The sequence below is a fragment of the Pseudomonas sp. PB101 genome, from assembly GCF_009764265.1.
Classification (GTDB): domain Bacteria; phylum Pseudomonadota; class Gammaproteobacteria; order Pseudomonadales; family Pseudomonadaceae; genus Aquipseudomonas.
In genome coordinates this window covers 47,568-60,317 of record NZ_RWIR01000016.1, presented here as the reverse complement: position 1 = coordinate 60,317, position 12,750 = coordinate 47,568, and the positions used below count along the sequence as shown (strand labels likewise).

Below are 12,750 nucleotides of genomic sequence, written 5' to 3'. Positions count from 1 at the left end.
GTATCTGAATTGTGATTGGAGTGGTTATGGGTGATCGGCACGACTATGTGGCCCTCGAGTGGGTCAAGGGCGAGATTGCCGAAACGCTGAAACAGGCTCATCACGCGATCGAAACCGTGCTCGATGACCCGCAGGCCGCGCATGCGCTCGACGATTGCCTGGCGTGCATCCATCAGGTCCACGGCAGTTTGCAGATGGTCGAGTTCTACGGCGCGGCGTTGCTCGCCGAAGAAATGGAACAACTGGCCATGGCCTTGCAGGGCAACCGTGTCAGCCATCGCGACGAGGGCTTTCACCTGTTGATGCAGGCCCTTGGGCAGCTGCCGATCTACCTGGACCGCGTGCAAGGCGCGCGCCGCGACTTGCCGCTGGTGGTGTTGCCGTTGATCAACGACCTGCGCAGCGCCCGTGGCGAAAGCCTGTTGTCGGAAACCAGCCTGTTCAGCCCGCAATTGCCCGAGTTGCCAGCGTTGGACGCACAAACGCTGGCGCAGCTGGAACCGGCCGAGTTGCCCGGTGTGCTGCGCAAGCTGCGGCAGATGCTGCAAATGGCGCTGGTCGGCTTCCTGCGTGAGCAAGACAACGACACCAACCTCGATTACCTGGCCAAGGTCTTCACCCGTCTCGAAGCGCTGTGCGCCAATGCGCCCCTGAGCCCGTTGTGGCAGGTGGCATCGGCGCTGGTCGAAGGCATGCGGGGCGGTGCGATTGCCAACAGCCCGGCCTTGCGCAGTCTGTTCAAGGATGCCGACCAGGAACTCAAGCGCCTGCTCGAACAAGGCATGCAGGGTATCAATCAACCGGCCCCGCCGGAGTTGCTCAAGAGTTTGCTGTTCTACATAGCCAAGGCTGAACATCCCACCGGGCAGATGCTGACCATGAAAGAACGCTACTCACTGGACGACGCGCTGCCCGACAGCGCGATGGTCGATGAAGAACGCGCGCGGCTGGCCGGTCCCGACCGTGACGCCATGCGCTCGGTACTGGCCGCGCTGTGCGAAGAGCTGGTACGGGTCAAGGAACGTCTGGACCTGTTCGTGCGCAGTGACCGCCAGCACACCTCCGACCTCGACAGCCTGTTGGCACCGCTGCGGCAAATCGCCGATACCCTGGCGGTCCTGGGCTTCGGCCAGCCGCGCAAGGTGATCATCGATCAATTGGCGGTGGTGCTCAGCCTCGCTCAGGGCCAGCGCGAGCCCAACGATGCCATTCTCATGGACGTTGCCGGGGCCTTGTTGTACGTCGAAGCGACGCTGGCCGGCATGGTCGGCACCGTGGAACCGGAAAGCCAGGACGATAACCGCCTGCCGACCACCGACCTGACGCAGATCCACCAGATCGTGATCAAGGAGGCCCGCATCTGCTTGCAGCAGGCCAAGGACATGATCGTCGACTACATCGACGCCGACTGGGACCGCCAGCATTTGCAGGCGCTGCCGGCTTTGCTGACGCAGGTACGTGGCGCGCTGGCGATGATTCCCTTGAGCCGGGCGGCGAGCCTGGTGGAAACCTGCAATCACTTCATTCGCGAGCACCTGTTGCTCGAGCCGGGTCAACCGGGCTGGCAGGAACTGGACAGCCTGGCCGACGTGATTACCAGCATCGAGTACTACCTCGAACGCCTCAGCGATGACCCGCAGGCGCAGGGTGAGAACCTGCTCGACGTCGCGGAAAAAAGCCTGGCGAGCCTCGGGTTTTTCCCCAGTGAGCAACATGTGCCGGTGCTGGAGGATGTGCTCAACCCGAGCGAAGCCCAGGTCATGCAGATGATGCAGGAGCTGGATGATCCGCAGATCGTCCAGACCTTGGCCGATGTGCTCGCCAGCCCGGTTTCGAGCCTGAACCCGCCCGCGCTGAACACCCCGGGCAGCCTGCTGCCGCCGCCGGCAGGCGAAGAGCCGGTGGACGAGGAGCTGCGTGAGGTGTTCCTCGAGGAAACCGACGAAGTCCTGGAGATCCTCCGCGAGTACTTGCCGCGCTGGTCGGTCAACCCTGACAACCACTCGGCCCTGAGCGAGCTTCGCCGCGCCTTCCACACCCTCAAGGGCAGTGGCCGCATGGTGCGCGCTCTGGTCTTGGGCGAGTTGGCCTGGGCCGTGGAAAACCTGCTCAACCGCGTACTGGAGAACAGCGTGGAGCCTGGCGCTACGGTGCAGCAACTGATCGGCGATGTGCTGCATCTGCTGCCGGAACTGGTGGCTGAATACGCCGCCAATGCCCAGCGTCAGCGCAACGATGTCGATCAGTTGGCCGCCCGCGCTCATGCCTTGGCCAAGGGCGATGAACCGGTGTCCGATGAGGATACCCAAGACGTCGCGGCCCTCGACCCGCTATTGCTGGAGATCTTCCGCAAAGAAGCCGAAACCCATTTGGGCAGCCTCAATCGCTTCCTCGATCAAGCCGCCGAACATGTGCCGTTGCAGGCCAGCGATGAGTTGCAGCGCGCCTTGCACACCCTCAAGGGCAGCGCCTCCATGGCCGGTGTCTTGCCGATTGCCGAACTGGCCGCACCGCTGGATCAACTGGCCCGGGAATACAAGGCGCACCTGATCGCGCTGGACCTGGATGAAGTCGAATTGCTACTGGAGGCAGAAGGGCTGTTCCGCCTTGGTTTGCGCCAGCTCAAACGCGATCCGCTGGCGGAAATCCCCGGTGCGCGGAGTTTGATCGAACGCGCCAGGGCACTGCTGGCCGAGCGTCTGGAAAACCTGCGGAACACACCAAACACCGGACTGCGAATCAAGCGCGACCCGCAGCTGATCAACAACTTCCTCGCCCAAGGCATGGACATCCTGCTGGACGCCGAAAGCCTGTTGCAACGCTGGCAGCAACACCCCGGCGAACGTCAGGAACTCAGCGCGCTGCTGGACGAATTGACCACCCTCGGCGAAGGCGCCCATCTGGCCGACCTGCACCCGGTGGATGAGCTGTGCGAAGCGTTGCTCGACCTCTACGGTGCGGTGGAAGAAAGCAGCCTCGCGGTCAGCGAGCGCTTTTTCCATGAAGCACAGGCAGCCCACGAAGCGCTGATCAACATGCTCGACGAACTGGCCGCCGGCCAGGAAGTCAGCCCGCAGCCGCAACGGATCAGAGCCTTGCGCGAGCTGCTCGACGAGAGTCTCGACCCGTCGGCGATGGGCCTGATCCGCAGCGATGGCAGCCGCACCCTGAGCATCCGCGAACTGGGCGCAGCCACCGCCGATCTGGAACACACGCTACCCCTTGTAGGAGCGAGCCCGCTCGCGATGGACGTTAACGATGACGCGTTGTCATTGGATAAACGCGGCGCCGGTGAGTCCTTCGCTGGCAAGTCGGATCGCCGCACCGCAGCTCCTACAGAGGACCGTGTTGTCGGTGTGGACGATGAAATCGTGGCGATCTTCCTCGAAGAAGCAGTGGATATCCTCGAAAGCGCCGGTCAGGCCTTGCAGCGCTGGTTGCGCGACTCGGACAACGCCGCGCCACTGTCGTCCCTGCAACGGGATTTGCACACCCTCAAGGGCGGCGCACGCATGGCCGAAGTCGGGCCGGTCGGCGATCTGGCCCATGAACTGGAAAGCCTTTACCAAGGCTTGGTGGACCGTCGATACGCCTTCAGTGATGCACTGGCAGCGCTGCTGCAACAGAGCCATGAGCGACTGGCGTTGTACCTTGAACAGTTGCAGCGCCATCAGCCACTGAACGATTCCCTCGAGCTGATCGAAGCCATTCGTGCCTACCGTCAAGGTCATGCGGGTGTCGCCGAGGCGGCCCGGCAAGCGACCGATAACGACTCGGCCGGACACGATCCGGAGTTGCTGGAGATCTTCCTCGAGGAAGGTTTCGACATCATCGAAAGCTCCGGGGCGGCGCTGGAGCGCTGGCAGGCCCAGCCTTCGAGTCGTCAGGAAGTGGAAACCCTGCTGCGCGACCTGCATACCCTCAAGGGCGGTGCGCGCATGGTGGAAATCGCCGCGATTGGCGATCTGGCCCATGAACTGGAGTTCCTCTACGAAGGCCTGTCCACCGGCGTGCTGCAACCGACGCAAGCGTTGTTCGCCCTGTTGCAACGCAGTCATGACCGCCTGGCGCAAATGCTCGACGCGGCCCGCGCCGGTGAGCCGATGCCGCCGGCCGACCGCTTGATCGATGCGATCAAGAACTTCAGCCACCCGACCGTGCCTGAAGCCCACGCACCGGTTGCACCGCCGGTCACGCCCAAGGCCGAACCGGTGGCGCCGCCGTCCGATGCCGGGGCAGACATGGTCAAGGTCTCGGCGGAGCTCCTCGATGACCTGGTCAACCTGGCGGGTGAAACATCGATTTTCCGTGGCCGCATCGAACAGCAAGTCAACGATGCGCACATCGCCCTGAGCGAGATGGAGACCACCATCGAGCGTATGCGCGACCAGTTGCGCCGCCTCGATACCGAAACCCAGGGACGGATCCTCAGCCGCCAGCAAGTCGACGCCGAACGCCTGGGCTACGAAGAATTCGACCCGCTGGAAATGGACCGCCATTCACAGTTGCAGCAGTTGTCCCGGGCGTTGTTCGAATCCGCCTCGGATTTGCTCGACCTCAAGGAAACCCTCGAGCGACGCAATCATGATGCGGAGAACCTGCTGCAACAGCAGGGCCGCATCAACACCGAATTGCAGGAAGGCCTGATGCGCACGCGCATGGTGCCGTTCGAACGGATGGTCCCGCGGTTGCAGCGCATCGTCCGGCAGGTGGCCGGCGAGCTGGGCAAGGACGTGGATTTCATCGTCGATAACGCCGAAGGCGAGATGGATCGCAACGTCCTCGAACGCATGGCCGCGCCGCTGGAGCACATGCTGCGCAACGCCGTCGACCACGGCCTGGAGTCCGTCGAGGCGCGGTTGGCGGCGGGAAAACCGGCCAAGGGCAGGATCACCCTCGATCTGCTGCGCGAAGGTGGCGACATCATTTTCGACATCCGCGACGACGGCGCCGGTGTGCCGCTGGACGCGGTACGGCGCAAGGCGATCAAGCGCGGCCTGCTCGCTCCGGACAGCATCATCAGTGATCACGACGTGTTGCAGTTCATCCTGCAACCGGGGTTTTCCACCGCCGAGAAAATCACCCAGATATCCGGGCGCGGCGTCGGCATGGATGTGGTGCACGAAGAGGTGCGGCAACTGGGCGGCACCATGAGCATCGACTCGGTGCCGGGGCAGGGCGTGCATTTTCGCATTCGCCTGCCGTTCACCGTATCGGTCAACCGGGCGCTGATGGTGCAGTGCGGCGAGGACCAGTACGCGATCCCGCTCAATACCATCGACGGCATTGTTCGCGTGCTGCCCATTGAGCTCGAAGGGTATTTCCGTTTCGATTCGCCGACCTACGAATATGCCGGGCAACGTTACGAGCTGTGCTATCTGGGTGAGCTGCTGAAAACCAGTCCGCGCCCGAAACTGTTGGGCCAGACCCTGCCGTTGCCGGTGCTGCTGGTGCAGTGCAATGAACGGCATATCGCGGTGCAGGTGGATGCCATGGCCGGCACCCGCGAGATCGTGGTCAAGAGCCTGGGGCCACAGTTTGCCGCGGTGCAAGGGGTGTCCGGGGCGACGATTCTCGGCGATGGCCGGGTGGTGCTGATTCTGGATTTGCTGGCGCCGATCCGCGCCATGCAGGCCCGCGTACCCCAGCGTCCGGCGGGGCAGGAAGTCGAGGCCGAACCGCATCGGCCGCTGCTGGTGATGGTGGTCGACGACTCGGTCACCGTGCGCAAGGTCACCAGCCGCTTGCTCGAACGCCACGGCATGAGCGTGCTGACCGCCAAGGACGGGGTCGATGCCATGCTGCTGCTGGAAGAGCACATGCCTGACCTGATGCTGCTGGACATCGAGATGCCGCGCATGGATGGCTTCGAAGTCGCGGCCCAGGTGCGCAGCGACGAACGCCTGCAACACCTGCCGATCATCATGATCACTTCCCGTACCGGACAGAAACACCGCGATCGGGCCATGGCCATCGGCGTCAACGACTACCTTGGCAAGCCGTACCAGGAATCGGTGCTGCTCGAAAGCATCGCCTTGTGGAGCAAGACCCATGCTTGAGCACCGCACCAGCAACCTCACCGGCCTGCTGCTGCCGTTGGCCGACCGCAACCTGATCCTGCCCAACGTCGCCGTTGCCGAGCTGATCGATTACCAGCCACCGGGGACCTTCGACCTCGACACGCCGCCGTGGTACCTGGGCCTGGTGACGTGGCGCGACCGGCAGATTCCGCTGCTGAGTTTCGAGTCGGCCTGCGGGCAGAAAATCGTCATTGGCGAGCGTGCGCGGATTGTCATCCTCAACACCCTCGGCGGGCGCCCCGAACTGAAATTCATCGCGCTGCTGGTGCAGGGCATTCCGCGCTCCTGCAAGCTCGACAGCCAGTTGAGTTATGTGGACGTGCCGTTGTGTGCGCTGGAGCAGGCGGCGGTGCAGGTGGGCGAGCAGGTGGCCAAGGTGCCGGATTTGTTGGCGCTGGAGGGGTTGTTGGTGGATGCCGGGTTGATCAATTGATCCCGATTCAGCGGCGATTTGACCGGCCTCATCGCGGGCAAGCCCGCTCCCACAGTTGATCTGTGGTGAACACAAAACCTGTGGGAGCGGGCTTGCCCGCGATGGCGTCAGTCCAGACAACCATTACCCTAAGCGTAACGATCCACCACTCTGCTTGATTGATGCCCCCACCCAACACTCCTAAGGTAGCTCCACGACAGCGAACCCGTGGAGTGGTCATGACAACAACAATATCCCCCGACTCGCGATGGACGCGGCGGCGCCGCGAAAAGCAGCGGCGTCTCGAGCTGGTGCGAGGTCTTGCCGACGGTGTGGTGTTGCCCACCGACAACATCGTCGCGGCGCTGGAAGCGTTGATCCTGCCGGGCGACCGTGTGGTGCTCGAAGGCAACAACCAGAAGCAGGCGGATTTCCTCTCGCGTTCCCTGGCCAAGACCGACCCCGCGAAGCTGCATGACCTGCACATGATCATGCCCAGCGTCGGCCGCGCCGAGCACCTGGACCTGTTCGAACGCGGCATCGCCCGCAAGCTCGATTTCTCTTTTGCCGGCACCCAAAGCCTGCGCATCAGCCAGTTGCTCGAAGACGGCCTGCTGGAAATCGGCGCGATCCACACCTACATCGAACTCTACGCACGGCTGGTGGTAGACCTGATTCCCAACGTCGTGCTCTCGGCCGGGTTCATGGCCGACCGCGCCGGCAACATCTACACCGGGCCGAGCACCGAAGACACCCCGGCACTGATCGAACCGGCGGCCTTCAGCGACGGCATCGTCATCGTCCAGGTCAATCAACTGGTGGACGACGTCAGCGACCTGCCGCGGGTCGACATTCCCGCCTCCTGGGTCGACTTCGTGGTGGTGGCCGACAAGCCGTTCTACATCGAACCGCTGTTCACCCGCGACCCTCGGCACATCAAGCCGGTGCACGTGCTGATGGCGATGATGGCGATCCGCGGGATCTACGAAAAACACAACGTGCAGTCGCTCAATCACGGCATCGGCTTCAACACCGCTGCCATCGAGTTGATCCTGCCGACCTACGGCGAATCCCTCGGCCTCAAAGGCAAGATCTGCCGCAACTGGACGCTCAACCCGCACCCGACGCTGATCCCGGCGATTGAAAGCGGCTGGGTCGAAAGCGTGCATTGCTTCGGCACCGAGCTAGGGATGGAGAACTACATTGCGGCGCGGCCGGATGTGTTCTTTACCGGGCGCGACGGCTCCCTGCGTTCGAACCGGATGTTCAGCCAACTGGCCGGGCAATACGCGGTGGACCTGTTCATCGGCGCGACGTTGCAGGTCGATGGCGACGGCCATTCCTCCACCGTGACCCGTGGGCGCCTGGCCGGCTTCGGTGGCGCACCGAACATGGGCCACGACCCGCGCGGTCGTCGCCACGGCACGCCAGCCTGGCTCGATATGCGCAATACCGACGTGGCCGAGCCGATGCTCGAACGCGGCAAGAAACTCGTGGTGCAGATGGTCGAGACCTTCCAGGAGGGCGGCAAGCCGACCTTCGTTGAAACCCTCGATGCCGTTGATGTGGCGAAAAAAAGCGGCATGCCGCTGGCACCGATCATGGTCTACGGCGACGACGTGACCCACCTGTTGACCGAAGAAGGCATCGCCTACCTGTACAAGGCGCGCTCGCTGGAAGAACGCCAGGCGATGATCGCCGCCGTCGCCGGGGTGACCGCCATCGGCCTGCGTCACAACCCCAAAGACACTGCGCGCATGCGCCGCGAAGGTCTGATCGCCTTGCCCGAAGACCTCGGCATCCGCCGCACCGACGCCACTCGCGAGTTGCTCGCGGCGAAAAGCGTGGCCGATCTGGTGGAGTGGTCCGGTGGCCTCTACAACCCGCCCGCCAAGTTCAGGAGCTGGTAATGCACGCACTTAACCTGCAACCGAAAAACCTGAGCCTGGCCGAACGACTGGCGGACCTGGCGGTGGATGCACTGATCGACGAGGCTGACCTGTCGCCGAAACCGGCACTGGTCGACCGTCGCGGCAATGGCGCCCACACCGATTTGCACCTGGGGCTGATGCACGCTTCGGCGTTGTCGTTGTGGCCGGCCTTTAAAGAAATGGCGGAAGCCGCCATCGAGTTCGGCGAAGTCGGCTTGCCGCTGCGCGAAGCCGTGGGCCGCATCGGTCGCGAAGGCGAGCAGGCGATGCTCGGCACCACCGGTGGCGTGAACACCCATCGCGGTGCGATCTGGGCCTTGGGCCTGTTGATCACTGCCGCAGCACTGGAACCTCAATCCTGCAATGCCAACAGCGTGGCGATACGTGCTGCGCGGCTGGCCCTGCTCGACGACCGTTTTGCTCCACGCCCGCTCAGTCACGGTGCGCAAGTCGCCCAACGTTACGGCGCTCGCGGCGCCCGTGAAGAGGCGCAACTGGGGTTCCCGGCGGTGACCCAACGTGCCCTGCCACAACTGCTTCGCAGCCGCGCCGCCGGTCATGGCGAACATAACGCCCGGCTCGATGCGCTGCTGGCGATCATGACCAATCTGGCCGACACCTGTGTGCTTTACCGCGCCGGTGAAGAAGGCCTGCACACCATGCAGGAGGGTGCCCGGGCGGTGCTCGATGCGGGTGGCAGTGCCAGCCTCGCCGGGCGTCGCCGCCTGCATGCGCTGGACCAACAACTCATCGCGTTGAATGCCTCGCCCGGCGGTGCTGCCGACCTGCTCGCAGCCTGCCTGTTCATCGACCGTATCGAGTCTGGCGACGGCCTTATCCAGGGAGCGTTTTGATGGAAACCTTATCTTTTGAATTCCCCGCCGGGCAGCCGCCACGCGGCCGCACCCTGGTGGGTTGTGTCGGCTCTGGCGATCTGGAAGTGCTGATCGAACCGGGCCAGGCCGGCAAGCTGACGATCAACGTGCAGACCTCGGTCAATGGCAGTGAACAACGCTGGCAGCATCTGTTCGCACGGATGTTCGACGGCCAGACGCCGCCGGCGATGGATATCGACATCCATGATTTCGGCGCGACACCCGGCGTGGTGCGCTTGCGCCTGGAACAGGGCTTCGAGGAGATCGGCCATGACTGACAGCGCATCCCTGCTGAACAAGCACAGCTTCGTCGAACTCGGTGCCCGGCAACGGGCCAAGGCCCTGCTCGACGCCGGCACCTTCCGCGAACTGCTCGACCCGTTCCAGCGCATCATGTCGCCATGGCTGTCGCGCCAGGGCGTGGTGCCGCAAGCCGATGACGGCGTGGTCATCGCCAAGGGCAGCTTCAATGGTTTGCCGGTGGTGATTGCGGCCATCGAAGGTGCGTTCCAGGGCGGCAGCCTCGGTGAAGTCGGCGGAGCAAAAATTGCCGGCGCACTGGAACTGGCCGCCGAAGACAACCGCAACGGCATCCCGACCCGCGCCGTGCTGCTGCTGGAAACCGGTGGCGTGCGCTTGCAGGAAGCCAACCTCGGCCTGGCGGCGATTGCCGACATCCACGCGGCGATTGTCGATTTGCAGCAGTACCAGCCCGTGGTAGGTGTGGTGGCGGGCAGCGTCGGTTGCTTTGGCGGCATGTCGATTGCCGCCGGGTTGTGCAGTTATCTGTTGGTGACCCAGGAGGCGCGACTCGGCCTGAACGGTCCGCAGGTGATCGAGCAGGAGGCCGGACTCGAGGAATACGACTCCCGCGATCGGCCCTTCATCTGGAGCCTGACCGGTGGCGAACAACGTTTCGCCAGTGGTCTGGTGGATCGCTATGTTGCCGACGACGTGGCGCAGATCCGCCAGCAGGTGGGCGAGTTACTCCAGCAAGGTTTGCCGGCGCAACCGCGCAGTCATCAGGCTGAACTGTTCCTGCAACGGTTGGCGCGTCTGGATGCCGAACCGCAAATCGAGCCGTCCGTGGTTCGCGATCTGTACCAAGGAGAACGCCCATGAGTTCGTATTCCCTGCGAGGCCTGAACTGGTTCAACGCGTTGAGTGCCGGGGCGAAAGCGCTCGAGGGTTTGTCGGCGTCGTTGAAGGTCGCGGACGGTACGCTGGGCGATCAGCCTGTGCGTTTCATCGCGGTAGTGGCTGACCCGCAAAACCGCTTCGTCCGTGCCCGCAACGGCGAGGTGGGGCTGCTTGAAGGCTGGGGTCTGGCCAAGGCGGTGGATGAAGTCATCGCCGCCGATCAGGACAAGGCACACAAACGCGCCCTGATCGCCATCGTCGACGTGCCGAGCCAGGCCTACGGTCGACGCGAGGAAGCCCTGGGCATTCATCAGGCGCTGGCCGCTGCGGCGGACAGCTATGCCCGTGCCCGCCTGGCCGGCCATGCGGTCATCGGTTTGCTGGTGGGCAAAGCCATGTCCGGGGCGTTTCTGGCCCACGGTTATCAGGCCAATCGCCTGATCGCCCTGCGCGATCCGGGGGTGATGGTGCATGCGATGGGCAAGGCGTCGGCGGCGCGGGTGACCTTGCGCAGTGTCGAAGAGCTCGAAGCCCTGGCGGCCAGCGTGCCGCCGATGGCCTACGACATCGACAGCTATGCCAGCCTCGGATTGCTGTGGGAAACCCTGTCGGTGGAGCAGATCGAACAGCCGACTGCGGCGGATCTGGCGCGGGTGACCGATTGCCTGCATCAGGCGATTGGCGATGTGGCCGCCGGTGGTCGTGATCTGAGCGGCCGCCTCGGTGCGAGCAATCGTGCGGCATCGAGCAAGGTTCGCCAGTTGCTGAGAGCGCAGTGGTGAGCACGCTACTGGCTCACGACCTGCTGTGGGGCATGACCCCGCAGCAGTTGCCTGCGGATGCGCCTGCGTGGGTGGTCGAGTCGATCAGTGCCGGCCAGCCGGTGGTGGTCCGTCGCGCCTTGAGCGCGGCGGGGCAGGTGGCGGTGGGCGTGCGCGGGCCGTTGCGCGAGCAGCGATTTGCAACCTTCATGGACGTCGCCGCCATCACCCGGCAGGTGCGGCCGGAAGAACTCCGCCATGTTCAAGGCCAGCGTGATTTCCCGGCGTTGCGGGCCTTGGCGCAACTGCGCTCGCACCTTGATGACTGTGGTTGGGCCTGGGGTGTCAGCGGCAGTGCCGGGTTCGAGTTGGCCAGTGGATTTGACGCTTTGCACGAGGGCAGCGACCTCGACCTGATCCTGCGTACGCCGAGTCCGTTGAGTCGTGTCGATGCCCAGGCGCTGGTGGCCGTTCTCGACACAAGCGTGTGCCGCGTGGACCTGCAATTGCAGACGCCGCTTGGCGCCGTTGCCTTGCGCGAATGGGCCGGCGCTTCGTCGCGGGTCCTGCTGAAAAATGCCACCCAAGCCACTCTGGTGGCTGATCCGTGGAATCCACAGGAGCAAGCCGCGTGAGCCGCTTGCTGGTGTTCCCCGGCCAGGGCGCGCAACAACCCGGCATGCTGGCGCGTTTGCCTCGGGAAACGCTGACCGAGGCGAGCGACCTGCTCGGTGAAGATGTCACGCGGCTGGATTGCGCCGAGGCGTTGCAGTCGACGAGGGCGGTTCAGCTTTGCCTGCTGATCGCCGGTGTCGCCGCTTCACGCCAGTTGGCCATGGCCCCGGACTACGTGGCCGGTCTGTCGATCGGCGCCTACCCGGCCGCAGTGGTGGCTGGCGCCCTGGGTTTCAGCGATGCGCTGCATCTGGTCAGCCTGCGTGGTGAGTTGATGCAGCAGGCTTATCCACAAGGCTACGGCATGACCGCGATCATCGGTCTGGACCTAGCCACGGTGGAGGCACTGCTGGCCCGGGTGCATAGCGCAGAAATGCCGGTTTATCTGGCCAATATCAACGCCGATAACCAACTGGTGATTGCCGGTAGCGACGCGGCGATGAAAGCGGTGGCGGAGTTGGCGAAAGGTTGCGGGGCTGGCTTGGCCAAGCGACTGGCAGTGAGCGTGCCGTCCCACTGCCCGTTGCTTGAGGTGCCCGCGCAACGGTTGGCCGAAGCCTTCGCCAAAGTACCGATGCAAACACCGAAGATCGGTTACCTGAGCGGCAGTCGCGCGCGACCGCTGATCAAACCTGAAGCCTTGCGTGACGACCTGGCCTTCAATATGTGCCGCATCGTCGATTGGCGCGGCACGGTACAAAGCGCTTACGAGCGCGGGGTACGTCTACAGATCGAACTGCCGCCCGGTGCGGTGCTGACCGGGCTGGCGCGCCGGGTGTTCGAGCAGGGCTCCGTGATTGCCTTCGACGGTGCCCGGCTCGATACCTTGCAGGCGCTGATGCGTGAGGAGGGAAGCCGCCACTCTTAAATCACCGA

9 protein-coding genes are annotated in these 12,750 nt (G+C 64.0%); all 9 read left to right on the top strand.

Going from position 1 to position 12,750, the window contains the following annotated elements:
- Window positions 1-26 precede the first annotated feature (26 nt).
- The 9 genes from EI969_RS04480 (at window position 27) to mdcH (ending at window position 12,742) form a co-directional block, all read left to right on the top strand.
- Window positions 27-6,059 (top strand): Hpt domain-containing protein, encoded by a 6,033-nt coding sequence (locus EI969_RS04480; RefSeq protein WP_160386111.1) that lies wholly within the window; start codon window positions 27-29, stop codon window positions 6,057-6,059.
- A complete protein-coding gene (locus tag EI969_RS04475; RefSeq protein ID WP_160386110.1) occupies window positions 6,052-6,513 on the top strand; it encodes a chemotaxis protein CheW in 462 nt (153 codons plus the stop codon). The genes EI969_RS04480 and EI969_RS04475 overlap by 8 nt, the downstream gene beginning before the upstream one ends.
- Window positions 6,514-6,731: 218 nt before the next feature.
- Window positions 6,732-8,402, top strand: a complete 1,671-nt coding sequence (gene mdcA / locus EI969_RS04470; RefSeq protein WP_160386109.1) for a malonate decarboxylase subunit alpha — start codon at window positions 6,732-6,734, stop codon at window positions 8,400-8,402.
- Window positions 8,402-9,277, top strand: coding sequence for a triphosphoribosyl-dephospho-CoA synthase (locus EI969_RS04465; protein WP_160386108.1), 876 nt, complete (start codon window positions 8,402-8,404; stop codon window positions 9,275-9,277). Before mdcA ends, EI969_RS04465 begins: the two co-directional genes overlap by 1 nt.
- Complete coding sequence (locus EI969_RS04460; protein ID WP_007975424.1) at window positions 9,277-9,576, top strand: malonate decarboxylase subunit delta; 300 nt, start codon at window positions 9,277-9,279, stop codon at window positions 9,574-9,576. Before EI969_RS04465 ends, EI969_RS04460 begins: the two co-directional genes overlap by 1 nt.
- The gene (locus EI969_RS04455; RefSeq protein ID WP_160386107.1) at window positions 9,569-10,420 is read left to right on the top strand and encodes a biotin-independent malonate decarboxylase subunit beta; all 852 of its coding nucleotides are present in this window, start codon (window positions 9,569-9,571) and stop codon (window positions 10,418-10,420) included. The genes EI969_RS04460 and EI969_RS04455 overlap by 8 nt, the downstream gene beginning before the upstream one ends.
- Window positions 10,417-11,220, top strand: a complete 804-nt coding sequence (mdcE, locus tag EI969_RS04450) for a biotin-independent malonate decarboxylase subunit gamma (RefSeq protein ID WP_160386106.1) — start codon at window positions 10,417-10,419, stop codon at window positions 11,218-11,220. The genes EI969_RS04455 and mdcE overlap by 4 nt, the downstream gene beginning before the upstream one ends.
- Window positions 11,214-11,834: a malonate decarboxylase holo-ACP synthase gene (locus EI969_RS04445; RefSeq protein WP_160386105.1), complete on the top strand. Its 621-nt coding sequence runs from the start codon at window positions 11,214-11,216 to the stop codon at window positions 11,832-11,834. Before mdcE ends, EI969_RS04445 begins: the two co-directional genes overlap by 7 nt.
- Window positions 11,831-12,742, top strand: a complete 912-nt coding sequence (mdcH, locus tag EI969_RS04440) for a malonate decarboxylase subunit epsilon (protein ID WP_160386104.1) — start codon at window positions 11,831-11,833, stop codon at window positions 12,740-12,742. The genes EI969_RS04445 and mdcH overlap by 4 nt, the downstream gene beginning before the upstream one ends.
- Window positions 12,743-12,750 lie beyond the last annotated feature (8 nt).

Bases quoted from the DNA above. Each gene is read 5' to 3' on its own strand.
- EI969_RS04480 (WP_160386111.1), top strand. From the start codon at position 27: ATGGGTGATCGGCACGACTATGTGGCCCTCGAGTGGGTCAAGGGCGAG.
- EI969_RS04475 (WP_160386110.1), top strand. From the start codon at position 6,052: ATGCTTGAGCACCGCACCAGCAACCTCACCGGCCTGCTGCTGCCGTTG.
- mdcA (WP_160386109.1), top strand. From the start codon at position 6,732: ATGACAACAACAATATCCCCCGACTCGCGATGGACGCGGCGGCGCCGC.
- EI969_RS04465 (WP_160386108.1), top strand. From the start codon at position 8,402: ATGCACGCACTTAACCTGCAACCGAAAAACCTGAGCCTGGCCGAACGA.
- EI969_RS04460 (WP_007975424.1), top strand. From the start codon at position 9,277: ATGGAAACCTTATCTTTTGAATTCCCCGCCGGGCAGCCGCCACGCGGC.
- EI969_RS04455 (WP_160386107.1), top strand. From the start codon at position 9,569: ATGACTGACAGCGCATCCCTGCTGAACAAGCACAGCTTCGTCGAACTC.
- mdcE (WP_160386106.1), top strand. From the start codon at position 10,417: ATGAGTTCGTATTCCCTGCGAGGCCTGAACTGGTTCAACGCGTTGAGT.